The 25602-nt window shown below is 47.2% G+C and carries 19 protein-coding genes; 13 read left to right on the top strand and 6 right to left on the bottom strand.

Annotation, left to right across the window (positions count from 1 at the left end):
- Window positions 1-11 precede the first annotated feature (11 nt).
- Complete coding sequence (gene nrfD, locus BCT11_RS02770) at window positions 12-1109, bottom strand: NrfD/PsrC family molybdoenzyme membrane anchor subunit (RefSeq protein WP_102387019.1); 1098 nt, start codon at window positions 1107-1109, stop codon at window positions 12-14.
- On the bottom strand, window positions 1106-1873 hold the full coding sequence (gene dsrO, locus BCT11_RS02765) for a sulfate reduction electron transfer complex DsrMKJOP subunit DsrO (RefSeq protein WP_102387018.1): 768 nt from the start codon (window positions 1871-1873) through the stop codon (window positions 1106-1108). The genes nrfD and dsrO overlap by 4 nt, the downstream gene beginning before the upstream one ends.
- Before the next feature lie 171 nt (window positions 1874-2044).
- Between dsrO and BCT11_RS02760 the strand changes: the two genes are divergently transcribed.
- Window positions 2045-3937 carry a sensor histidine kinase gene (locus BCT11_RS02760; protein WP_102387017.1) on the top strand — a complete coding sequence of 631 codons (1893 nt, stop codon included), beginning with the start codon at window positions 2045-2047 and terminating at the stop codon, window positions 3935-3937.
- Complete coding sequence (locus BCT11_RS02755; protein ID WP_102387016.1) at window positions 3930-4529, top strand: response regulator; 600 nt, start codon at window positions 3930-3932, stop codon at window positions 4527-4529. Before BCT11_RS02760 ends, BCT11_RS02755 begins: the two co-directional genes overlap by 8 nt.
- 96 nt (window positions 4530-4625) lie before the next feature.
- Here the strand turns inward: BCT11_RS02755 and BCT11_RS02750 are convergent, their stop codons facing one another.
- From BCT11_RS02750 to BCT11_RS02740, 3 genes are all read right to left on the bottom strand, one after another.
- Window positions 4626-7718: a beta-galactosidase gene (locus tag BCT11_RS02750; RefSeq protein ID WP_102387015.1), complete on the bottom strand. Its 3093-nt coding sequence runs from the start codon at window positions 7716-7718 to the stop codon at window positions 4626-4628.
- Between the two features lie 90 nt (window positions 7719-7808).
- Window positions 7809-8684: a MalM family protein gene (locus tag BCT11_RS02745; protein WP_102387014.1), complete on the bottom strand. Its 876-nt coding sequence runs from the start codon at window positions 8682-8684 to the stop codon at window positions 7809-7811.
- A gap of 69 nt (window positions 8685-8753) precedes the next feature.
- Window positions 8754-9995: a carbohydrate porin gene (locus tag BCT11_RS02740; RefSeq protein ID WP_005438917.1), complete on the bottom strand. Its 1242-nt coding sequence runs from the start codon at window positions 9993-9995 to the stop codon at window positions 8754-8756.
- An 838-nt stretch (window positions 9996-10833) separates the two neighbouring features.
- Here BCT11_RS02740 and BCT11_RS02735 point away from each other — a divergent pair.
- The 3 genes from BCT11_RS02735 to BCT11_RS02725 all read left to right on the top strand — a co-directional run bounded on the left by BCT11_RS02735 (window position 10834) and on the right by BCT11_RS02725 (window position 18033).
- Window positions 10834-12951: an alpha-galactosidase gene (locus BCT11_RS02735; RefSeq protein ID WP_102387013.1), complete on the top strand. Its 2118-nt coding sequence runs from the start codon at window positions 10834-10836 to the stop codon at window positions 12949-12951.
- Window positions 12952-13346: 395 nt separating this feature from the next.
- Window positions 13347-14720: a melibiose:sodium transporter MelB gene (melB, locus tag BCT11_RS02730; protein WP_038870574.1), complete on the top strand. Its 1374-nt coding sequence runs from the start codon at window positions 13347-13349 to the stop codon at window positions 14718-14720.
- 406 nt (window positions 14721-15126) lie between these two features.
- The gene (locus tag BCT11_RS02725) at window positions 15127-18033 is read left to right on the top strand and encodes an HD domain-containing phosphohydrolase (RefSeq protein ID WP_241908969.1); all 2907 of its coding nucleotides are present in this window, start codon (window positions 15127-15129) and stop codon (window positions 18031-18033) included.
- Window positions 18034-18100: 67 nt separating this feature from the next.
- On the opposite strand, the gene BCT11_RS02720 is transcribed toward BCT11_RS02725, so the two are convergent.
- On the bottom strand, window positions 18101-19006 hold the full coding sequence (locus tag BCT11_RS02720; RefSeq protein WP_038870579.1) for a LysR family transcriptional regulator: 906 nt from the start codon (window positions 19004-19006) through the stop codon (window positions 18101-18103).
- A gap of 139 nt (window positions 19007-19145) precedes the next feature.
- Here BCT11_RS02720 and BCT11_RS02715 point away from each other — a divergent pair, with 139 nt between their 5' ends.
- From BCT11_RS02715 to BCT11_RS02680, 8 genes are all read left to right on the top strand, one after another.
- Window positions 19146-19550 (top strand): hypothetical protein, encoded by a 405-nt coding sequence (locus tag BCT11_RS02715; protein WP_241908968.1) that lies wholly within the window; start codon window positions 19146-19148, stop codon window positions 19548-19550.
- Window positions 19551-19617: 67 nt separating this feature from the next.
- A complete protein-coding gene (locus tag BCT11_RS02710; RefSeq protein ID WP_102387012.1) occupies window positions 19618-21729 on the top strand; it encodes a protein-disulfide reductase DsbD domain-containing protein in 2112 nt (703 codons plus the stop codon).
- Entirely contained in the window at window positions 21726-22238 is a 513-nt protein-coding gene (locus tag BCT11_RS02705; protein WP_102387011.1) for a protein disulfide oxidoreductase, read from the top strand. Before BCT11_RS02710 ends, BCT11_RS02705 begins: the two co-directional genes overlap by 4 nt.
- Window positions 22239-22344: 106 nt before the next feature.
- Window positions 22345-22974 (top strand): class I SAM-dependent methyltransferase, encoded by a 630-nt coding sequence (locus BCT11_RS02700; RefSeq protein ID WP_102387010.1) that lies wholly within the window; start codon window positions 22345-22347, stop codon window positions 22972-22974.
- A 21-nt stretch (window positions 22975-22995) separates the two neighbouring features.
- Window positions 22996-23430, top strand: coding sequence for a GNAT family N-acetyltransferase (locus tag BCT11_RS02695; RefSeq protein WP_102387009.1), 435 nt, complete (start codon window positions 22996-22998; stop codon window positions 23428-23430).
- A complete protein-coding gene (locus BCT11_RS02690) occupies window positions 23427-23960 on the top strand; it encodes a GNAT family protein (protein ID WP_102387008.1) in 534 nt (177 codons plus the stop codon). Before BCT11_RS02695 ends, BCT11_RS02690 begins: the two co-directional genes overlap by 4 nt.
- Window positions 23957-24370 (top strand): hypothetical protein, encoded by a 414-nt coding sequence (locus tag BCT11_RS02685; protein ID WP_102387007.1) that lies wholly within the window; start codon window positions 23957-23959, stop codon window positions 24368-24370. Before BCT11_RS02690 ends, BCT11_RS02685 begins: the two co-directional genes overlap by 4 nt.
- A gap of 256 nt (window positions 24371-24626) precedes the next feature.
- Window positions 24627-25475 (top strand): MBL fold metallo-hydrolase, encoded by an 849-nt coding sequence (locus tag BCT11_RS02680; protein WP_102387006.1) that lies wholly within the window; start codon window positions 24627-24629, stop codon window positions 25473-25475.
- Window positions 25476-25602: the final 127 nt, after the last annotated feature.

Here is a 25602-nt window from a genome sequence, read left to right as displayed (position 1 = left end):
ATCCTCTTAGATCAGTGTTGAGTTAGGGTTGAAGGTGCCGATTCAAGCTTTGGTTGAATCAGTTCGGAACCAAGTAATGCCAGCGCAATCCACAGTCCAAACATACCGATGATGCCGAGCAGACCATTACTGCCAATCGGCAAGTCATATGGATATGGGCCAACATCGAACTTAGCTATGGTTTGTACTTCCATCATGGTGATCCAACGAACCGTCCACGCTGTGGTCAGTGCCATCCCAGACATGAATAACACTCGAATGAAGTGACGGTTGGTATCACGCAGCGTAAACAGTGCAAGCAGCACGCTACCCAGCAGCAAAGACGTTAGTAATGCGATGTGCTGTACCCATAATGGAGAAGCGTAAAGGGATGAACTGGCATTGTTAGAAGCCCAGATAGGAATCAACAACAGCGATAATGCGCCGCTAATTGCTGTCGTCTGACGCAGTAAACGAGTATCTCCGAAGGTCAGGCGGTCCGACTTCGATGGAATCAAAAGCCAAATAAGTAAGGTAAAGCCGACCGCGCCGATAAATGCCGTGACAAACCAAAGCACAGGCGATGCAGGTTGATGCCACAACGAACGAGATTTCACGATCGCAATCTCTGCGCCAGTGTAAAGCGCGATGGTGAGGCCAGATAAGACGGTCACAATCGATGCTGCCATCATTAGCTTACGGCTGGTTTTCCAACGGCCTAGCGAGAGCTTCGCAAGTAGCGGAAATACCTTACCCGGTTGGTTCTCTAGGTTGATCAAATCATTACGCAGATATAACCATGCCGTTGCCACAGCCAAGCCAGAGAACAGAGGTAAGAACAACGAACCTAATGACATCCAAGACCATGGCGTTAGGTGTGCGTAGAAATGCCACGCGCGTCCCGGCTGGTGGAGATCGCCTGTTAACGCGAGCGGGCCAACGATCGCGCCAATTGCCAAAGTCAGCACCAAGGCCGCGCGCAGACGATGGCTGGTGTGAGATTCAAACAACAGCGCGATTAAGAACAAAATAGCTGCCGCATAAGCTGAGCCGATGTAGAAGAAATATTGCACCGCCCACGGAAGCCAAGCGATGGCCTGAGGCTGTACGAGCACTTCGGTTATGTTCATGCTTTTTCTCCTTGTGGATCGTAAATCGCAGGCTGACCTTCAATGTGTTGAGTGAAGCGTTCATTCATGCCGATGTAGAACACGTGAGGTTTGGTGCCTTCGTTTGGTTTTAGCACCTTGATGTCGTCTTGGTGCTCTGTCATCAGGCGACGAACTTCACTGTTCGGATCGTTGATGTCACCAATCACGCGAGCGCCACCGACGCACGTTTCCACACAAGCTGGCAGCAAACCTTCTTCAAGGCGATGTGCGCAGAAAGTACATTTGTCCGCAGTTAGGGTCTCTTCGTTAATGAAGCGCGCATCGTAAGGGCAGGCTTGAACACAGTAAGCACACGCCACGCAGCGACTGTTATCGACCATCACGATGCCGTCTTCCCGTTGGAATGTGGCTTGCACCGGACAAACGGCCACACACGGTGGGTTATCACAGTGGTTACACAAGCGTGGCAGCATGAAAGACTTCACTTCTTTCGTTGCGGTTGAGCCATCATCGAGGGTGACTTCATACTGTTTTACTGTGGTTCGGAACTGGCCAATCGGGGCTTGGTTCTCGATGCTGCAACCGACGGTACACGCCTGACAGCCAACGCATTTACGCAAGTCGACAACCATGGCGTAGCGTTTACCGACTTGGCCTTTGCGGTCGGGTTCATTGTTGTTTCTGATCACTGTGCCTGCTGTGGCTGTGCCAATTCCGGCGATCGGAATCAGCGCAGCGCCTGCGGTAACGGCACTGAGAAAACGGCGTTTGGTGGAATCCATAACTCACCTGCTAAGATTGATTAGAGCTTGTTTTCATTGTCAGAATTGCAGCCCTTTGCCGATATAGTGGATTTCCACATACCGAGAGCAAAGTTGATCTAAAACAAATGTGGATTCCGCTATGTTGCTGTTATTCTGATGCTCCCAATACCGAGGATTAAGAAACAATTCATGCTGAAAAAATCGCTAAACTTCATTCGCTTATGGATTGTTTTTATCAGTCTTATGCTCGGCTGCCTCACGATTTCTTTTGCTCATGCAGCACCAACGCAGACATTAGATTCCAGCGCTTTCTCTAAACCGCAAGTCGATGTGGGTGTGCTAGCCATACGCGGCCATTTATATGCGGAGCAGCGTTGGCAACCGACGATTTACTGGCTTAATCAACAGATCCCTGAAGTGCGGTTTGTTCTCCATCCGTTAGATCTCGATGGCATGACCAACGCAGTCGAAAACCAAAGCATGGACTTCATTCTCACTAACCCCGGACAAGCAGTGCGTTTGGGGCGTCAGTACGCGTTGTCTTGGATCGCGACGTTGACCAGCCAAGCGCCAGAAAACTCCAATTACGGCATTGGGTCGGCGTTGGTGGTGCGTTCTGATTCGACTTATTCCACTCTCAATGATGTTTCCGGTTTGCCGATTGCGGCGGTGTCAGAGAAAGCCTTTGGCGGTTACCTCACATTGCGTTATCAAGTGATAGAGAAAGGATTAGATCCGAATGACTTCTTCTCGGACGTGCGCTTTTTAGGCTTCCCAATTGATGCCAACCTCTACCAACTGCGTGACCACAATGTGGAAGCGGCGGTGGTTCCAGCTTGTTTGGTTGAACAAATGGAAGGTGAAGGGTTATTGGAAGAGAGGCAACTTCGGGTTTTAAGTCCGCTTAAACTTCCTCAAACCGAGTGTGCAGTATCGACGCCCCTGTATCCAAACTGGTCTTTTGCGAAAACGGAACGTGGATCGTCTCAATTAGCCAAGAAGATCAGTCGAGCCTTGCTTGCGATGCCTGCCGATAATCCCGCTGCGATTGCTGCTAAAGCATCCGGTTGGACATCACCAGTCAGTTTGTTGTCGATAGATAAACTCTACCAAGCGATGGACTTGCACCCATTGCAGCAACCTTGGTGGAAAGAGGCGTTACGCTGGTTGCGTTTTCATCAAGAATGGGCGTGGGCGTTGTTTCTGTTTGTGATTGTGTTGAACATTTATCACTTTTGGCTGGAATATCGTTTCAGCAAGAGTAAACAAGCGCTAGAGAAAACCTTACTGCGTTTAAAAGAGAAGAGCGAAATGCTAGAGCACTCGCAACGAGTGGCTATTGTGGGCGAATTAGGCAGCAGTCTTGCGCACGAGATTAACCAACCTTTGGCGGCGATCCGAAACTACAGCGAAGGTGGCTTGTTACGGTTAGCTAAGAAGCGTCCTCATGAAGATATCGTGCCAGTATTAGAAAAGATCCAGACCCAAGTAGAACGTGCCGATGCGATCGTTTGTCGCCTGCGAACCTTGATTAAAAAGCGCAGCGTCGACATGGCTGCGTGCGATGTTGAGCAACTGATTTCTGATACGGTTGAGCTGCTGAATTTCCGCTTGCAGAAGCAAGGCATTGAAGTGGTTCGCAGCACCGAAGGACAACCTCAATGGGTCGAAGCTGATGCCGTAGGTCTGCAGCAAGTGTTGGTGAACGTGATGAACAACTCGATAGATGCTTGTGTGATGTACGCAGAAAATCACCCTAATAGTTATCAAGGCAAAATTGCGCTTCACACGGATTATCAAGCCCAAAGTATGTCGATTCGAGTGTTGGATAACGGTACGGGCTTGGAGCATGAGAACCCAACCGCCGCCTTTGTGAGTACAAAACAGGAAGGGTTAGGGCTAGGCTTGGCGATCTGTCGTGATGTGATGGAGATGCATGGTGGTGAATTCGTTATTCAATCTACTCAGCCACACGGTTGCTTGGTGGTATTAACCTTGCCGTATCAAACCATGAAAACCGCCAATACAAAACGCAACGACGAAGAACAAACAAAAAGAAACACAGGAGAAGTGAATGAGTGATAAGCAACTACCCGTATTTGTGGTCGACGATGATGAGTCGGTGCGAGATTCGTTGGCGTTTATGCTCGAAGAACATGACTTCTCTGTGACGACGTTTGCCGATGGGCAGGAATTTCTCGATGGCGTGGATATCCATCAAGCGGGCTGCGTGATTCTGGATAGCCGAATGCCGAATCTACGTGGCCAGCAAGTGCATCAAATTCTCAATGAAGCCAAGAGCCCACTGGCGGTGATTTACTTAACCGGACATGGCGATGTGCCAATGGCGGTGGATGCGCTGCAAGCCGGCGCGGTTAATTTTTTCCAAAAGCCCGTAAAAGGGGATGAGCTGGCACAAGCGATTTTAAAAGGCCAAGTTCAGTCTGCGGCGAATTTGGATATTGCGGGCGCGAAAGCTGCGTACGAATCACTGACGCCAAGAGAGAAAGACATTCTGCGTTTGATCATCGCTGGCAAGCGCAATATTCGCATTGCCGATGAGCTGTGCATTGCGATGCGAACGGTGGAAGTGCATCGAGCAAGCCTGTTGAAAAAGTTCTCGGCGAAAACGGTGGCAGAGCTCGCTTACATCTACGGCAAACTGGCTCAATAAGACAGGCATAAAACTTATACTCAAATAAAAAATCCCCAAGCCGAAACTTGGGGATTAAGCCACACTGACGTGTTTTTTGTTTAGGGTATCAATCGATTACTGAGCGGGTTTAAACGTCACTTTGTAAGCGTATTGATTGTCCGTTAACTGGAATTCCTTGTGCACACTTGGGCTCCAAGAGTCATCACCGCCCACGCCCATGTGTTTATGGTCTAGGCGCACGTAAATCTTCTCTTCTGTGACCAAATCGTTGGTGTGTTTCGCTGCTGCTAAGTGCTGCTGAGCGTACTGACTCACACTGAACTGGAAGTCCCCCGAGATTTCTAACTCATTCACCTTCAACCATTGCGTACCACAGCGCAGACCGCTGTCAGTTGGGAAAATGTATGGCGTGTGCATTTGTTCAAGCGTTTGTGTGTGCAGGCCGAAGCGCGCCGCTGCCAAACGGTCAGGGTAGTTTTCAAATGGACCTAAGCCTTGCCATGTGATCGGCGCGTTTTGCTCGTTCAATGGCAGTTCGAACTCCAAACCGATGCGTGGCATTGGTGGTAAATCATCAGCCAATTTCACGTCGACAGCCAATGCCATCTCACCGTTATTGCTTAGTGTGTGTGTCCAAGTCGTGATCGCCTGTACTTCACCATTAAAGTGGTAAGCGAACGTCGAAGTCACTTTCACTGCATGCGCCAGAGTTTCACTGTGGCAAGCGACGCATTGGCGTTCCCACTGGCCGATACCCGCCATGTCCCAACGACACATCCAAGCGTTTGGATCGACGTTGTCGATTTCGCTCACACCGATGTCGTTATCCAGTGGCGCACGGAAGAAGTTATCTTGTGGTGCCGCGAGCATTTGTGCCTCGCCATCGACACGCCAATCGGTCATCAAGCCAGTTTGGCTATCCCAACGCCATTGATGTTTTTCATCCAAGCTAGACACCAAAACGGCGTTGTCTTGCTGCGTTAGCATTGGTGCTGGTTGCGTTTCCAATGTTGGCAGAGCAAGGCCTGCTGTATTGCGTAGTGACATTTGCTCAGAAGCGACGACGTGTTCTGCGTCAGCCCAAGGCGTTGCAGCAATCAGAGTAATGTCGGTATTAAAGTGGTATTGCGCTTCCGCTTTTGGCGTGAAGTTAAGGGCAATCTCAATACTTGCTTGGCTGTCGGCTTCAACATTAAGCGTGAGCGAACCTGTTTGGATCACTTTGCCATCTTCCAACAGAGACCAGTTCAATTGCTCATTATCGGTCGCGCGGAATAAGTTCTCGTTAGTCACCAACAGTGTACAAGCTTCTTTGGTTTGTTCTTGCAGTGATACGGTGATCATACGTTGGCAGTATTTTGCTTCTTCCAACGTTGGATGAACTGTGCGATCTGGGAAGATCAAACCGTTGATGCAGAACTGACGGTCATTGATTTCATCGCCAAAGTCGCCGCCGTAAGCCCAGAAGTGTTGGCCGTTTTCATCCCATTGGCTCAAGCCTTGATCCACCCAATCCCAAATAAAGCCGCCTTGTAAGCGAGGGTAATCGCGGAACGCATCCCAGTAGTCATTAAAGCTACCCAGACTGTTGCCCATCGCGTGTGCGTATTCACACAAAATCAAAGGACGAGTTTCATTTGGTAACGACACCCATTTCTTGATTGCCCATTTAGGAACGGCTTCGTCTTCAATGACAGTGTTCACACGCGCGTACATTGGCGCAATGATGTCGGTTGCTGTGGTGTTTGAACCGCCGCCTTCGTACTGTACTGGGCGAGAAGGGTCGTAGTTTTTAGACCAAGCGTACATGGCATTGTGGTTGCTGCCGTGACCGGATTCGTTACCTAAAGACCAGATGATGATTGAAGGGTGGTTCTTATCGCGCATCACCATTTGGGTGTAGCGACTCATGTAAGCGTGCGCCCATTGTGGGTCGCTCGATAGGCGGTTCATTGGCTGCATGCCATGGGTTTCGATGTTCGCCTCATCGCACACGTACAAGCCGTATTGGTCACACAGTTCGTACCAACGAGGGTGGTTCGGGTAGTGCGCCGTACGTACCGCATTGAAGTTGTATTGTTTCATCAAGCAGATGTCGCGGATCATGTCTTCTTCCGTCATCACATGACCAAGCTCTGGGTGATGTTCGTGACGGTTCACGCCGCGGATCAACAGAGGCTTACCGTTTAGCTTCAATTGGCCATCGGTGATTTCGACTTTACGGAAGCCCACAGGGTACGCTTCGCTTTCTAAGTGCGTGCCATTTTCATCCAACAGTGAAACAACTAAGCGGTAAAGGTTCGGTGTTTCCGCCGTCCATTTCTTTGGCTCGCGTACGTGCAATGTTTGGAATACCACGTCATCCCATGTGCCACGTTCGTCAATGCGACGGTTGTGCGGACGGTCGATGCGTGGCTCTGTCACGGCTTGTTCGCCATCAAACAGTTGCACTTGAACTTGGTAGGTGTCCGGCGCAGAAATCGAAGTCACGACCGACAGTGAACCATCGCGGTAACACGCGTCTAAATCCGGTGTGATGAACACATCTTCAATGCAGTGTTGTGGTTTAGATAGCAAAGTCACGTCGCGGAAGATACCACTTAGCCACCACATATCTTGGTCTTCTAGGTAGCTGCCATCACTCCAACGAATCACCATGACGGCTAAGCTGTTGTCACCCGCAACAAGGTGAGGCGTTAGGTCGAATTCAGAAGGCAGGCGGCTATCTTGACTGTAGCCAACCCAAGTACCGTTACACCAAAGATGGAAAGCCGAGTTCACGCCATCAAAGATAATGCGCTGCGTATTGGCTAAATCTTCTGCTGAAAATGACACGGTAGTGCGGTAGCAACCCGTTGGGTTATCGCTTGGTACAAACGGCGGGTTTACTTCGAATGGGTATTTCACGTTGGCGTAGATAGGCTTATCGTAACCTTGCATTTGCCAGTTTGAAGGGACAGTAATCTCATCCCAGTCTTTGTCATTGAATTGTGACTCGATGAACTCGCCGTCAACTTGCTCTGGCGCATCAAACAGTTTGAATTTCCATTGTCCGTTCAGCGATTGACGCTGGGCTTGAATACCGTCGCGGGCATGGTCAATATCGCGGAAACTGGAAAGAGGGCTGTGAGCCTTAAGACAGTGAATGTTCACTGATTGCGGGTTTTCCCAGTCGCGTCTTTGGAGAATTTCTGAAAATGCCTTCATGGTTTTCCTACTTAACTTTTTGTTTCTAATCTTGTTTCGCTACGGAGTTTGAGCCCGTAGCGAGAGTGTCTTTGTTCTTGTTGTGAAGCGTTATTTCGCTAATTGCTTCACGAGATAATCTTTTGCTTGGGTAAAGCCTTGCTCAGCTGCTTGGTTGGCAACCGCCGCAGCTTGTTTTACGTCGTTGTCTTTGAGCGCTGCATCGATTTGAGATTGGTACAACGTCCATTCATCTTGTGCTTCAGGCGGTGCGGCAGGAGTTAACTCTGCTTTTGTGGTGTCGTTGGTTTGTGTGCCCAATTCCGCCAAAAGCGTTAATACCGCGTTGTTGTCGGAGGCACTCGCCGTAACATCAATAACGCCAAAAGGTTGGAACTGAGCAGTGAGCGGAAGCTGTTTACTGCCAATGACGTTTTGTGTTTCTGCGTAAACTTCTTCTGGGTGCTTACGAGTCAATTCGGTGCCAAGTAGTGTCGAATCTGAAGCGATGACCACGTATTGCGCGCCATTAAGTTGTGGGTTCACCGTGATCACTTGTTCAACACGTTCTAAGCCGCGCATACCCGTTGTGTGGTAGTTAAAGTCTTTCGCCGAGTAATCGGTTAGAAGCTGCCATTTCGCGTCATAAATAAGAACGTTCGCAGCAAATAGCGCATTGTTATCAACATAAGAGCGAACAAGTAGCGAAAATGGCGCGTCAGAAGTGATTTGATAGCTCATCACCGGGAGCGGTTTGGATGAGGCAGAATCTGAAGAAAGTAAAACCGCACTGCTCATGCTTGGCAGATTTGCATCCATAACCACCTGCTGGTGGAAAGGAATCGATAGGGCGGTCAGAGGCAAAGCATCTAACGTTGAGCAACATTGTGGTTGGCTCAAATCGGTATTGAAGGTTTGCTCTGGTAATCCACTGCACGCGCCAAGAGACAGAGCCATGAATAGAGTTGCTAGCGGTTTTAGTTTCATCTGCGTTGTCCTTTGTGGGGTGAGCGTATTACTCACCCCGTTGGGTTCATAAATAGTAGCGGGTTTGGATTACCACCATGTTTCGACGTTAAAGCCGAAGGTGATTTCGTCGACGTTTTGTCCACCAGTGCTGCGAGCATGGCCGTAGACCTCGCCGCCACGGTTCCACTCATCGGTTTTCTCTGAGTAGGTCGCGAATAAGCGCAGTGATGGACGAGCCCAAACGCCTTTGCCTGCTTGGAACATTTGCGCCACCGTTACTTTGTACATGTCGTTGGTGCCAGCGCCGTTTTGTGCTTCGACTGATTCGTAGCCAACTTCAAGTGCGGTTGCCATGTATTCTGTCCAGCTGTATTGAGGGCGAGCGCCCACGCTGAACCATTTCTCACCTTCGTTGTTATCCAGATTTTTGTCTTGGTAAGCGATGGAGTACATCACTTGGAAATCTTCATTCACGTTAAGATCGCCAGAGTTGAAAATACGCCAGCTGTAACCATCGTGCTCAACGCCAGTGTTGTATTTACGGTTTGAGCCGCCTTCAGCACTCATCAAACCGCCCGCAAGCGCATCCGTACCGTATTGGAAAGCGAATGTGTTTGAACCATAGTTCCAAGCTTGACGGTAAAGTGCAGAAAGCATGGCGCCAGAAGTGGTGATGTCACTTTCGTCATAACTAGAGTTTTGCGTGAACACGTAGTTCAAACCGACCGTAAGATCTGCGCTGTCGCTCAGTTCAATGCCGCTTAGACGTGCGTCGATGTTGTGTAAGCTGCGGCCATCTGCGCTAGAGTTTGGCGCCATCCATGCGATGTGGCCTTTAGCAAAGCCAAGATCCCAGTTTTCAATACCGATGCCTGTGCTCGATGTGTCCCAGTATTTAATGTCGATCATGTGCACTTCATGACGGCGGTAAAAACGTTCGCCCGCCCAAACAGTCGCATCTGCTTGGCCTTCAAACAGACCATGACCTGCTGACCACATTTGGATCAAGCTAACGTCACCCCAGCTTTCGCCACTACCAAGGTAAAGTGTGGTATCAAAGTACGCGTCGCCTTGTTGCCAAACGTCGGCTTTGAGGCCCGCTTCCCACCAGTTCAGTTCGTTACCCAAACGGTAGTTACCGTAACCTTGACCAGCACGAATCACATCGTTGCGTTCGCCTTTGCCACCATTGTGTTCATCGTTATCGGTGTAAATGTTGCCCCACTTGGCGTAGCCGAAGTAAGTGATGTTCTCCACTGCAGCCATACCAGCAAGCGGTGCTAGGGCGAGGGTTAACCCAAGCGCTCTTACAAGCGTCTTTTGTTTCATGAAGTGTCTCCATTCTATTTTTATGGATTTATTTTTTATTGGTTTGAGTCCTAACTCGCTGCGCAGTGTAAATAAACTCTGGAAACGTTTTCATGATGAGGTTGGCATTTTTGTCGTAATGAGGGGTTTATTACTATTTTGTGTGATTGCGATCTCTTAAATTGAGGTTTTAAGCGCGATTTTAGATTGATTTCTAACCGCGTAAGTTGGAATCGTTTACTTTGGTTGGGCTGTGTTTGGGGTTGGATATTTGGGTTGATGTTATTTAAGGTGCTGATTTAAATTGGTTTTTATCTAAGGAGAGGGGGTTGTTAGGAAGAAGAGGAAAGAGAGCCCAATTGAAATCAACTGGGCATGTGAGACAAGGAAGCATATACAACAAGTGGTTCGCGGGCGCACTGCACACGAGCATTTGCGGTATCGTCAAACTGGGATTTTGAGTTAGGACCCAAGAGAGACACTTCATAAAGAATCTCGAAGCCTCAAGAATACGGTTGTCGGTTAACCACTTCAAGAGGTGAGGAGTTCAACTGAGCGGTCTGTAACCTTATTTATGATTTTATTGTTGTAAGGTAATGAATTAAATAACGAAAAATTCTTTATAAATCAGCTTAGTATTCGAACTTACGTGCAGTGCATTAAAGAACTCAGTCACCAAAGAATCTGAGGTTTTTGGATCTGATCGCTGCGTAATATAAGAAGGAATAAGGCGTAGTGGGCGATGGCACAAGTTTTAAAAAATAACTGTAAACGTTTCCATGATTTTGGTATGGCTCACAGATTCTTTTGTTTTTTTCATTATGATGCAGCGTAATTTCCAGTTTCAAGGTAAGACAAGATGACGGACAAAACACTGATTGAGCTAACCGGTCAGCAAACTCAATTGATTGTAGAGTTGGGCGAATATGCAGAGATTCTGCATTGGGGACAAAAAGTAAGTGGTGACCTTAGTGGTTTCCGCATGGCTTTACATCGTCCCGTGCCATACGGTCGTTTGGACAGCGACGTATCCATGACTCTACACCCAGAGCTTGGTCGTGGCGTTTTCAGCAGCCCTGGTGTGGAAGGGCATCGCGATGGTCAAGATTGGGCTCCAGTGTTTGTCATCTCCCATATTGAACAACAGCAAGATAGTATTGTGATTGAGAGCGAAGATGCAATCGCAGGTCTTCGTTTACAAACCGAGCTTAAGCTTGATAGCAACGATGTAGTGAAAACGCGTCATACGCTCACCAACAAAAAAGCGGGTGTTTATCATGTGAACCGTCTTGCCAATACGTTGCCTTTGCCAGCTCGTGCGAATGAGTTGATGACTTACTACGGTCGCTGGGTTCATGAATTCCAGACGGTGCGCCAGCCATTGCTGCAAGGCGGCTACCAACAAGAAAACCGTCGTGGACGTACTTCTCATGAGCACTATCCTGCGCTTGTTGCCGGCACGACTCACTTTGATGAAATGAATGGTGACGTGTGGGGCTTTCATTTCGCATGGAGTGGCAACCACAGATTGCGTGTAGACGTGAAAGCCGATGGCCGTCGTTACATGCAAGCTGAAGTCATTTACCTGCCTGGTGAAGTAGCGCTAAAAGAAGGTGAGAGCATTACAACGCCTTGGCTGTATGCGAGCCAAAGTAATTGTGGTTTGAATGGTATGAGCCATCACTTCCACTCTCATGTGCGTGAAACGATTTTGCCGAGTGATTTCACGGTCAAACCTCGCCCAATCCACCTCAACACGTGGGAAGGCATCTACTTCGACCACGATCCAGAATACATCATGTCGATGGCAACTCAGTCGGCGGAGATGGGTGTTGAACGCTTTATCATTGATGATGGCTGGTTCAAAGGGCGCAACGGTGACAAAGCAGGGCTAGGGGATTGGTTTCTGTGTGAAGCCAAATACCCAAATGGCTTGCACCCGATTGTGGAACACGTAAACAAATTGGGCATGGAATTTGGCTTGTGGTTTGAGCCAGAGATGATCAACAAAGATTCTGAATTGTTCCGTACGCATCCTGATTGGTTACTGGCTGTAAACGGTTACGATCAGCCAACTGGTCGCAACCAATACGTAATTAACCTGCAAAACGATGATGCGTTTAACTTCTTGTTTGAGCGATTGGATCACTTCCTCTCGACTTACAACATTGCTTACATCAAGTGGGATATGAACCGCGAAGTGGTTCAGCCTGCGCATTTAGGTCAGGCTGCGGCGCACAATCAAACCCAACGTTACTATCAGTTAGTCGATAAAGTTCGTGAAAAGCACCCGAAAGTCGAGATTGAATCTTGTGCAGCTGGTGGTGGTCGTATTGATTTTGAGGTTCTGAAACGTACGCATCGATTCTGGGCTTCAGACAATAACGATGCACTTGAGCGCCAAACCATTCAACGCGGTATGAGTTACTTCTTCCCGCCGGAAGTGATGGGCAGCCATATTGGTGCTAGCCACTGTCATAGCACGCGCCGTCGTCACAGTATCGAGTTCCGTGGGCTTACAGCGCTGTTCGGTCATATGGGGATTGAGCTTGACCCAGTGAAAGAAGAACAAACGGAAAAAGAAGGTTTTGAACGCTACATCAAGCTGCACAAGATGCTGCGCCCATTACTACACAGCGGCAGAACTTGGCGAATCCCAACGGACGATAAAGCACATCAAATTCATGCGGTTGTCTCAAACGATCAATCGGAAGCCGTGGTGATGATTGCTCAGCTCGCGATGCCAACGAACTCTTTAAGTGGGCATTTGCGTGTACCGGGCTTGGATCCACAAGCGACATATCGAGTGACGGTACTGGACAAACCGTCTAACTACGATGACATCGTGAATTACCAACCGCCTTGGACTGAATCTGGTTGTGAGTTATCTGGTGCATGGTGTGAAGAGGTTGGCTTAACCATGCCAATCCTCGATGCAGAAAGTGCCATGTTGGTGAAGTTCGAACGTATTCACTAAGTCTTACCGATTTAGAACCTTGCCTATTTAGAATCATAGCTATTTAGACGATTTCATCGTTTCTCATTGGTTTTCTATCGCCGTACAGACATCAGGTTTGTACGGCTTTTTGCGTTGGTTTTAATTGGCCGTTTTGAAATCGTTCTCATGCTTAATGAGCGTAAAGTGTTGATAAAATGACGTAAATAACACGATCTCCTCACATTAATAGGTCTAAATATTGTTCGATGTCTCATTTTGAAAACTTGTCTGTAAACGTTTCCATAAAGCGGTTTTTGATCACAGTAAGGCATTCAGTGTGTGAGTAGCATTAGCATCGAAATATAAATAAAAGACGTCGACGTTATGAATTCTAGTTAGGGGAATGAATAGCAGTACGACACTAAGGAACTATTATGTCTGATAAAATTACGCTACAAACCAAGCTGTCCTACGGCCTTGGCGCACTCGGTAAAGACTTTGCCTGTGCACCTATCTACATCTTCTTAATGTTCTACTTCACTGACGTAGCCGGCTTGTCTGCTGCTTTCGTTGGTACTATCTTCTTAGCCGCTCGTGTTATCGATGCCATCACTGACCCAATGATGGGAGTGATTGTTGACAACACGCGCTCAAAATTCGGTAAATTCCGTCCTTGGATTGTGATTGGTACGCTTTTAAACGCAGTAGTGCTGGTCGGCCTTTTCAGTACTCACATGTTTGAAGGCACTACGCTTTACATCTACGCAGCGGCGGCATACATCCTTTGGGGCCTAACGTACACCATTATGGATATCCCATACTGGTCAATGATTCCAGCGCTATCAAGCTCTCGCCAAGAACGTGAAAAGCTTGTGGTATGGCCACGTTTGTTCGCGAGCCTTGCATGGTTCATTACTGGTACTTACGGTCTGCACATTGTGGGCGAGTTAGGTAACGGCAACCAAGGCGACGGTTTCTTCAATGTTGCGATGCTGATTGCGGTTCTGTTTGTGATGAGCGCATTCTTAATTGCTCGTAACGTAAAAGAGAAAGCAGCACCAGCTAACGCAAAACCAGCAGAGAAATTCAGCTTCAAAGACGTTTTGACTATCATCGGTAAAAACGACCAGCTTAAAGCGCTAATCGGCACGGTTCTGTCTTTCCAAATTGCGAACCTATTGGTTGGTGGCTTTGCGATTTACTACTTCTCTTACGCACTGGGTAACGCAGAGCTATTCCCAGTTTACATGGCGGTCGCAGGCGCGGCAGAAGTCGCGGGTGTGTTCTTATTCCCACGTCTTGCGGCATTCCTTCCACGCAAGCTTCTATGGCCTATCGCGTGTGGCTTCCCAATTCTGTCTTGTGTACTTCTACTGTTGATGGGCTTTATCGCTCCAGCTAACGCGCTAATGATTGGTATGGCGGGTGCAGCAATTAAGTTTGGTGTGGGTATTGCGAACGCGCTGCAAACTGTAATGCTGGCTGACGTTGTGGACTACGGTGAGCACAAAACAGGTCGTCGTAGCGAGAGCGTTATCTTCTCAGTACAAACCATGCTTGTGAAGTTCGCAGGCGCAGCAGGTGGCTTCATTGTGGGTGTTGGTCTGTCTGTTGTGGGTTACGTACCAAACGTAGAGCAATCAGCAAGCACCATTATGGGCTTAGAATTTATGATGATTGGTCTACCTGCCATCATGATGACCATCAGTGGCGTGATTTACCAACGTTACTACCATCTACACGAAGGCTTCAACAAAGAAGAAGCTGAGCAACAAACTCAAGTTGAAAGCGTTCCAGCACAAGCATAATCGTTACGTTTTCACTTAAGTACCCCAACTCAATTTAGTCACTAAGATAAAGCGCCTCCCGATGGAGGCGTTTTTGTTTGCTTCGATCAAATTTCGTGATTGGCTTAAATTCAATTTTTAGACAATAATTTCAGTTGGTTAAAGGATTAAGGCGCTTGGATTACTCCAAGCTGAAACGATGAAGAAACGTAAACGGATTTCGTTAAGGACAGTGCTAGGGTTGATGTTTGTCTTCTGTACCCTAGTGACAGCAGGTGTGGCGATTACTTTGCAATACCATTTTGCAAGGAAAACTGAGCTGCAACACACCCTCACCCGATATCAAACCATCGCGACAGGTGTATCGAGTCATTTATCTAATCTACAAAATTTAGCTGAGAACGTGGCACGAAGCGGCGCGTAGTTAGTGTCGCTCATCGGGGTAGATACGCCCGAAGAGAGCATCATTATCCCTTTGTCTAAATTGTTGGTAAGAGAGCCCGGCATTCATAGTATTTTTGTTGCCAAAGCGAACAACGACTTCTTCCAGTTGATCAACCTTTCCTCAGAGGAAATTCGCTCACGTGTAGATGCTCAACCAGGGGACAAGTGGTTGTTGATCGCGCATAGCGGAGTGAAGCGAGATCGTCGTAAGGTAAGTATTTACTATGATGAAAACTTTGTATCACGCCATGCTTCAGATGAGTTCAGTAACTTTATTCCGACTCAGCGTAGCTGGTTTGAAAATGCCGATTACGATGATACTTACAACACCTCTCCGTATCTGTTTAACACGCTAAAAGTGTCGGGGGAAACCTTCTCGATTAAGGTGCCAGAATCCGATACTGTGGTGGGTGTGGACATTCTTCTCTCCTCGTTAGAGGCGCAACTCACCAACCGTTTTGTCGAAAACAAGAAAGCGCCAGAAGCGGAGGCGTTTATCTATCAAGCCAATGGCCGATTGATTGCAACTAACAAGATGGTCGACATCGAAGATCGCTTACCTTTGGTCTCTCCGGTGAACTTAACTGACGAGCAACGAGCACTGGTCGCCCAAACGCCAGATTTGAAAGTGTCGAACCAAAATAACTGGGCTCCGGTTGATTACACCGTTGGCGGTCGCCCAAATGGCTTCTCGATTGATTTGTTCAAGATGATTTCTGAAATGACCGGCTTAAAGTTTAAGTTTGTGAACGGTCGACGTTGGAATGAGCTCGTCAACGATTTTAAAAATGGCAATATCGACATTCTTCAATCGATTGCCAACCAAGATGACCTTTCGAGCATCGGTGTCGTCGGTGAACCTCTTTATCACGCAAAGTTTGCTTTGCTCACCACAGAAGAGAACAAGCACATCAATACCTTAGAGCAAGTGAAGAACGAAAGAATTGGCTTGCTGAAAGGGTGGAGCATTCAAGATGACTTGTTAGAAGCTTACCCACAAATGACCATCGTCAATTACGCTTCTTTGCACGATGCGATCGACGGGGTATTGAATGGTGACATCGTAGCTGTGCTCGACATCCGTCAAATATTGGCCAACAAAATACGCGAAACATTTCGTCAGAACTTAGCCATCACTTTGGTTAAGGATTCAAACCTCTCCAACGCGTTTTACTACTTGGCGAATGAGGAACAAAGACCTTTAGTTGAGATCATTAACCGCGCTATTGACGCGATTACGCCAGAGCAAAGAAAAGAGCTGCGTGAAAAATGGTTTGAGGGTAAGGCAGCAGTGTCGACCTATACCTTTACGCCATACGAAGAGCTGGTCAAATTTGCCAAAGATCCTAAGTTCATCAATTCCGTTCAACTAGTGACGCTCAATGGGAAAGACAAGTATGTTTTTGTCTCCAAACTCACTCATAAGGAAGAGCGTTACTTTGCTGTCGTGATTCCACAGTCTTACGTCATGTCAGGCGTAAATGAAGTGACGCTATATGCTGTGGGCGCATCGTTGTTTGTTCTTGCATTACTCATTCCAGTCGCGTGGGAAATGGCAAAACCGATCTCAGACCCCATCAATGCATTGAGAAAGCAAGTCAGGTTTGTACGTGATCGCGAATACGACAAAGTGCAGCGTGTTCATTCTCGCATTGAAGAAATTCATCAACTTAGTCTTTCGCTGATGCGAGGCAGCAACTCGCTTAAGCAGTTTGAACAAAGGCAAAATGAGTTTTTTGATTCCGTGATTCAACTTATCGCACGCGCCATCGATGAAAAATCACATTATACGGCAGGTCACTGTAACCGTGTGCCGGAGATTGCGTTGATGCTTGCGGAAGAAGCAGAGAAATCTGACCAAGGCGTGTTTGGAGCTTTTGAGTTTGCCAATGACGAGGAGCGCCGTGAATTCCGTATTGCCGCTTGGCTTCATGATTGCGGTAAGATCGCCACGCCGGAATACGTGGTAGATAAAGGCAGTAAGCTAGAAACCAACTACAATCGAATTCACGAAGTTCGCATGCGCTTTGAGGTGCTGTGGCGAGATGCGCAGATTCAATATCTACTCAAAAAACTAAAAATTATGGGTGTCGATGAACAACCTGAGCAAGCACTTGAACAAGAATTTTCTGCGCTGAAAGAAGAGTTCGAATTTATCGCCAGTGCGAACGTGGGGGCGGAGTTTATGTCGGATCAAGGCATCGAACGTTTACACAAGTTGGCTGAGAAAGAGTGGACGCGTTACTTCGATTGCGGGCTTGGCTTATCGCCATTAGAAGAAACACGCTATGAACCACAACCAACGCCAGCAACGGAGAAGCTGCTTTCTGACCGTCCTGAGCATGTGATTGAGCGTGAGCAGCCGTTTGATCTTGACCCTGAGTTTGGCATTAATATGACGGTGCCAGAGAAGCTTTACAACCATGGTGAACTTTATAACCTGGCGGTGCAGCGCGGTACGTTATCAGCAGAAGAGCGCTTTAAAATTAATGAGCACATGATCAGCGGCATTAAGATGCTAGAGAGCATCCCATTCCCGCCAGAGTTAGAACGTGTACCTCGTTATGCTACGACTCACCACGAGGCGATGGAAGGGTTTGGTTATCCGCGTGGATTGATGGGCGAAGACCTGTCGATTCCGGAGCGTATTCTTGCGGTTGCTGACATCTTTGAAGCGTTAACCGCGGCCGATCGACCTTACAAGAAAGCCAAATCCTTGAGTGAGGCAATCAGCATTATGTCGAAAATGGCACTCGGTGGTCACATTGATAAAGACGTATTTAAGCTGCTGTTAACCAGTGGCACTTACCTAAGTTACGCCAAGCGCTATTTACCGGATGAGCTTATCGATGATGTCGATATAGAGAGCTATTTAGAAAAGTTATCTTAGCCTTCAATCCAGCTTGAAAAATGTGCGTAAGAGCTTCGGTTCTTACGCACTTTTTTATGCGCCAAACTTAAACATCAAAGTCTTGTGAAAATTTGGTTTTGACGAAATCGATGAAGGTGCGCAGGCGCTTAGGTTGGTAGCGATCACGGTGGTAAATCGCTGATAGCGGCACCGACGGAATTTCCCATTCCGGCATTACTTTAACCAGTTTGCCTTGTTCGACCTCGTCATCACAATAACTGAGAGGGACACGGATGATGCCGTTATCGAATAGCGCGCCCATTACCAGTGCACGTCCGTTTTTACAGCGTAGATTACCTTTCACGATGACATCGCTGTGCTCTTGTGGGTTAGCCACGTTACGGTAACTCCAGCGAGTGACTGAGCCTGTCAGAGTACGATGCTTCGCCAGTTCTTTTGGCGTGACAGGTTCGCCGTACGTTTTGAGATAGTTCGGACTTGCAAGCGTAACCATATCGATCATCATCAATTTGCGTGCGACGAATCCTGCGTCTTCCAACTCGCCCATGCGAATCGCGACATCGAATTGGTCTTCAATCAAATCAATACGTGGTGAAGAGAAATCCAAATCTACGGTGATGTTCGGATATTCCAACATGAACTCATTGACGTATTTAGCAATGATGTCTTCACCGATGTAGCCACCCACACAGTTCACTCTAATCAAGCCGCGCACTTCTTGAGTATCGTCAACAGCAGCGATTAACGCTTGGTCGATGTCGTGCAGCGCTTTTTCGCACTCTTGATAGAAATGCTCGCCAGCGTGAGTGAGGCGTAATGTTCTCGTGGTGCGAGTCAGTAAGGTCACACCCATTTGTGCTTCAAGTCCACTGATTTGGCGAGACACATGAGACCGAGAGACGGAAAGCGCTTCTGCCGCTTTGGTGAAGTTACCCAGTTGAGCGATCAAAACGAAGGAGCGAATATCAGCAAGATTAACTTTATTGAGCATGTTGAATTATTTACAGAAACGGTAGTCATAAGACTATCACAGTTAGTTACGAAAACGCGCTGTTCAAAAAATCATACTACTTGAGGTTTATATTAACTTGCGTATGATTTCCCGCGTTTCCACATTTATCGAAGTTAGAATGCACTCATCCACTCTACAATCTGCCGCGTCCCGACAACAGGGAAAATGGTTCCTAGCACTAATCGGCTGGGTGATTGTTGTGTGCTTGATGAAAAATTCTGGCTTGATGTTCAGTTGTGCTATGCAATATGACTCTAGCTCTAGCTCTACCTCTGTGCTCATTGGCGATGAAGTTAAAATCGTAAAAGCAGAAAAAGGGCATGACACGAGTAAATGTGAATTGTCTGAAAAGCTGATTCAATTTGCTCAGCAACAACTGGAAACCTTGGTCGTTGTATTATTTGTTGGCATTTTCGCGCTTGTCGTGTGGCGCTGTTGTGCGTTCGCTAGCAAAAGACAATGGACCGAACCGATAGTCCAAAAGTATCGAGTCCATCTCACCCTGTGTGTATTCCGCGAATGACAAGTGATTTCTGACGAGTTTCGTATCGTCAGTTTTTCTCTACACTTGTTTTTAACTAGGAATAACTATGAACCACATGAAAAAAACGACTCAAGCCGCGTTGATGCTTATCATGACGCTGGCACTGAGCTTATTCTCGCTAATTGCCCAAGCACAAACGACAGACACGGGATGGTTGACCAACCCTCAGCATCCACCTGTGCAAACGCGCTTTGTCCTTACTGGCCAACACGATCCTAAAGCAAAAACGCTGACGGGATATCTCGATGTCAAATTGAGCGGCGACTGGAAAACCTACTGGCGTTCGCCGGGCGAGGGCGGTGTTGCGCCATCCATTGATTGGGAAAAATCACAAAACCTAACTAAGGTGGATTGGCAGTGGCCATATCCGCAGAAATATGAACTGCTTGGTATTGAAACGCTGGGTTACAAAGGCGACACGCTTTTCCCGATGACCTTGCACGTTGAAGATATGAGTAAACCTGTGACGATTGATGCGACATTGACGCTTTCTTCGTGCACAACGATTTGTGTCCTGACGGATTACCATATTCAATTGTCCTTCATGCCTTCTGACTTACAAGTCGATGAAGGTGTGATGTTCAGCTATGCGCAAGCGGTGAGCAGTGTGCCTCAAGCTTCGCCATTTATTGATGTGACAGAAGCAAACTGGGATGCCAACCAATCTAAACTACAAATCAAACTGACCAATTCACAAGGTTGGCAAAAACCAGAGGTGCTGGTTGATGGTGTCGATGAAAACACCAGCGATTACAGTTTCAAACTGCTTGGGCTGCACCAAGAAGGCAATACCCTGACAGCAAACTACAAAGTAAACACGTGGCTGGGTGATGTGGAACTGGATAACCAATCGGTTTTCGTTTCAATTAAAGACAGCAACTTGCTAGCAGAAGAAGTGGCACCTGTTAAAACAGGATTGATCACAGAGACGTTGCCAAGTACATCACTGGTGAGCATCTTCCTATTTGCGTTGCTCGGTGGCTTGATTCTCAACATTATGCCTTGTGTGTTACCGGTTCTGGGCATGAAGCTAAGTAGTATTGTTGCCGCGCAGGGGGTAGAACGCCGCCAAATTCGCACGCAATTCATCGCGTCTTCATTAGGTATTTTGACTTCGTTCTGGATCTTAGCTGGCTTTATCTTGGTGCTTAAGCTTACAGGCAGCGCTATCGGCTGGGGCGTTCAATTCCAAAGCCCTTGGTTCCTTGGTGTGATGGTTTTAGTTACTGCACTGTTCGGTGCCAATATGTTGGGCTTGTTTGAGATTCGTCTTTCTTCAGGTACCAATACTTGGTTGGCGTCAAAAGGCGATAACTCGTTAGTGGGGCATTACGTTCAAGGCATGTTTGCGACACTATTAGCTACGCCTTGCTCTGCACCTTTCCTTGGCACAGCGGTGGCTTTCGCATTGGGTGCTGATGTCATCACGTTATTCGCAGTCTTTACCGCACTTGCGATTGGTATGGCGCTGCCATGGATTTTAGTGGCGATCTTCCCAGGTATTGCCTTAAAACTGCCAAAACCGGGTCAGTGGATGAATGTCGTAAAAATCGTCTTTGGCATCATGATGCTGGCAACTAGCGTTTGGTTGTTGTCATTGATGGCAAACCACTTACCAATCTTCTGGGTTATCTTGATTGGCTTGGTAGCGTTTATCGCGATCATGGCACGTGTGAAGCATATTTATGGCAACAAAGCGTTAGCTATCTCAGGAGGCGCCTCTTTGATTCTGATCGCTGGTGGTTTGGTGTTAGGCAGTGTGACTGCAAATCATTGGGCTACGCCATTGCCAGAAGATTTGGCTTGGGAAAAACTCTCTAACGAAGCCATCACTGAGCATGTGAAAAATGGTCGTGTGGTATTTGTCGATGTGACGGCAGATTGGTGTGTGACCTGTAAAGCCAACAAGATTGGTGTGATCTGGCAAGATCCGGTTTATTCACTGTTGCAAAGTCCGAACGTGGCGACACTGAAAGGCGATTGGACACATCCGAACGGCTCAGTGACCGACTTCCTACGTGCACACGGTCGCTTTGGTGTGCCATTTAACATCGTATATGGACCAGCAGCGCCAGAGGGTATTCCTTTGCCTGTGATTCTGACTGACGATGTTGTGGTGAAAGCAATCGAACAAGCAAGTGGAGGCACGATTAAGTGAACACAGTAAAAAAGCGCAAATCGCTGAAATACTGGCTTAGTCAAGCGTTGCAAATGGTGCTTATGGTGACAGTGATTTCGGTCGCCATGGATTGGTATCGCACCAAAGACATTCCTAAAGAGCAAGCGCCGCCGCTAAGCGTAGTCATGGCTGATGGTGAATATATGGACGTGATCGCCAAAAGTCATGAAGAGCCCGTTGTGGTCTACTTTTGGGCAACCTGGTGTCCGGCATGTAAGTTTGTTAGCCCAAGCGTGAGTTGGCTGAGTGATTACTATGAAGTGGTTGCGGTATCTGGCGCGTCTGGCCCGCAAGAACGGGTAGACCAATTCATGCAGGTGAAAGGTTACCAGTTCGATAACATCAACGATCCGAAAAGCGCCATCATGCAAGAATGGAGCATCAGTGTGACGCCCACTATCTATGTATTAAAAGATGGAGAGGTGAGCTCAATCACCACTGGCGTTACGACACCGGTTGGCATTCTGGCAAGGATCTGGATGGCATAAACTAATGCGTAGCACGTCGACTTTTTTCACGCTTTTACAATGACATAAGTGTGCAGGTGAGTATGGCGTGCTACATTGGCAAACGTTCAAAGATCAAGGAGGAATCATGGACGTTGCCAAAATGTATGATGAAGTATCTGAGCGCTATCAGAAATTAATCGAAGACAGCCAATATGTTGGTCCGCGTTGGATAGATGGAAAGCTAAAAACATTCAATCTCCAACAAGCTTCTGCTCTTGATTTGGCTTGTGCCACAGGCAGTATCGGGGAGGTCATCAAATCTCACTATCCAGACGTTTATCTGCACGGTTTGGATATTTCATCCAAAATGGTCGATAAAGCGCGCGAGACAAACCTCTATCAAAGCGTCAACGTTCATAACCTCGACCAACCTTTCTCTCCAATTTTCAATCAAACCTTCGACATCATTACCGCACTCGGTTTCACGGAATTTCTTACCAATCCCCAATCGCTACTTCAATGCGTTGCCAACAAGCTAAATGCTGACGGACGCTGTTTTATCAGTTTCCAATGTCACGACCCAGATGGAAAAGACCTGCCAAGAAATACCTACAGTGGCACCGTTGTACATACGGCTTACACTGAGAGCGAAGTCCGCGAATTCAGCCAAAATGCAGGGCTAGAAGTGGTGTCTTTAGAAAACCTCGTCGGCTACACATCAGGTGCAGGTTATGTATGTCGTTACCTGCTCTTGGAGCTAAAAAAGCAAAGTTAATTAACTGTCACAGAGAGCAACATGCAAGGATATCGTATTAGCACCGTCTTTGAAGAGATGGATCTGGATTGCATCCATCAGTTCATTTCACAGAGCTATTGGGCGAAAGGAGTGCCAAGGGACACGCTAGATAAAGCAATACGAAACTCCTTTTGCTTTGGTGTGTTTACCGAGTCGAATCAGCAAATCGCGTTTGCTCGCCTTATTACTGACAAAGCCACTTTTGCTTATCTCGCCGATGTTTTCGTGCTCCCTGATTACCGCGGCAGTGGTATTAGTAAGTGGTTGGTTTCTGAAATTGTGTCCTACCCAGATCTTCAAGGTCTACGTAGAATGATTCTTGCGACGCGCGATGCACATGGTCTTTATGAACAATACGGCTTTAAGCCTATCGAGCCTGCCGAAAACTTTATGCAGATTTGGAACCCGGACGTGTATCAAGGTGAGAACCAATGAGGCTAGAAGCGCAAGAGATAGCAATCAGGTACCTTGAAGAAACAGATGCCGTTCCTTTGTTTGAAAACTACCTTGGTGATGAGCAAACGTGTTTGTATCTCAATCGACAAGCACATCAAAGCCCAATTCAAACGCTACAAGCGATCGGTCGATGGCGAGCTCAGTACGAGTTGGATCACCCTAATATCTTGGTACTCGCAATTGAAGAAAGCGCGACACACGTTCCCATTGGTTGTTTGGTCTTAATCCCTGAAAGCAGTCATAGCGAAATTCACTTTGGGATCTCTAGAAATTATCAAGGTAAAGGGTATGCAACTCAGGCGTGTAAGCTTGGCATTGAGTATCTGAAAAGCATCGGAATCGAGGAGATTCACACAGCTCCTCATATTGACCATCAAGCCAGTATTCGCGTGCTCGAAAAATGTGGATTTAAGAAACAAGGTGTCTTGAAAGAGTATGCGGTATTTCCTGCCCTTAGCGACGAACTTCAGGATTGTTTGGATATGCAGCTAAAAGAGTTGAAAGCATGAAATGGCTAATATGCCTAATGACTCTCATCGGATCTGAAGCAGTAGCAAATGAGAGGCTTCAAACTGCCGTTGAAGAGACTCCATACTCGGCTGTTGTGATACTAACTGGTTTTGAGGGGCCGGAGAAAGACGGGGGAGATAACTACTATAAGGTTAAAGCTAAGGTGCTGGATGGAGTTCGAGGCCACATTACTACCAACATTACTTTCGGTATGTACACAGAGATTGGAGATTCCCCTACAATTGGAATTGATCCAATAATCATCACTCTTTGTCATGATGAGCAGGGGTACTACTGGCCGGGAACAGGCTCTGAATTCAAAGCTACCCAAGAACAAATTTTGCTAGCGAAAGAAGCCGCTAAAAACCTATCTGACAAGCAAAGAGTCTTTGCACATTGTGACCAGTAGAATCTTATTCACAAAAGCCCAAAACAAGTGTTTTGGGCTTTTGTTATTTAGGCGTTATTGAACCTGCTCGTCTGGATGACTCCATATCAATGGATTATAAAAAATCCCATGTTGGTGAGATAAAAATCAAGCACGATCGAAAACGAACACCGTAAACCCCTGTCTAATCACACAATTACCATTACTTTTTTCTACAAGCATCAAACCTCGTTATTGTCTCATCCACTAAAGCGGTTCAACGTCATTAGGAGACACCATGATCGTTACCACTCTTGTTGATAATTCTCGCGTTGAGGACCGAGCCGATCTCTGTGTTGAGCGCGGTTTATCGCTGCATATCGATACAGAAGGAACCAAACTGTTGTTCGATATGGGCAGTGGGCGAACGTTTTGCGACAACGCGCCTTTACTAAACATCGATATCCAAGAAGTTGATCTCGCGGTTATTTCTCATCGGCATCATGACCATTGCAACGGCACATCTCATTTTCTAGAGCAAAACGATGTAGCCAAAGTCTATTTAAAATCGTGTGGAGATCAGGATTACTACTTTCGAGCTTTTGGTTTCAAGAGTGATGTTGGTATCGACAAAGCTTTGTTAGACACAACCAATGACCGTATCGTGCTGGTCACTGAAACGACACAAGTTGCTCCGAATGTTCATGTTATTACGAAGATCAGCGACAAGTACCCACAACCCAAAGGAAATCAGTACCTCTATACTCAATCGAAAGACGGCGGTTATGAGCAAGATGCTTTTGAACACGAGTTACTTTTGATGATCAAGGAAGAAGATGGCTTGGTTGTGTTCACGGGATGTGCGCACAGCGGAGTATTGAACATGGTTGAAACCGCCATTGAATTATTTCCAGACTGCAGAATCAAAGCGGTAGTAGGTGGCTTTCATCTTGTGGGCTTACCTGTATTTAATGGCATCGGCGGCACTAAAAACGACATAAAAGCATTAGGTAAAGCCCTGTCTGAATACCCCATTGAGAAGTTTTACACGGGCCACTGCACGGGCATGAAAGCGTATCATTTACTGAAAGAAGTGCTTGGTGATCGTCTGGAGCATTTGCCAACGGGTCGTTGTGTTGAGGTTTAATCATCGACCCTGTTAACGTTTATGATTGTGAGTGAGCCAAATTCCAATCTCAGCTATTCACCTTGCCTATTGTCAAAGCGCCCTGACAAAACCTTACCAAATATGACAGTTTTAGCGGCTTCAAACC

The sequence above is a fragment of the Vibrio sp. 10N.222.52.B12 genome, assembly GCF_002875385.1.
Classification (GTDB): domain Bacteria; phylum Pseudomonadota; class Gammaproteobacteria; order Enterobacterales; family Vibrionaceae; genus Vibrio; species Vibrio jasicida.
The sequence above is the reverse complement of the archived record's forward strand: the minus strand, read 5'-3'. Positions and strand labels throughout refer to the sequence as shown.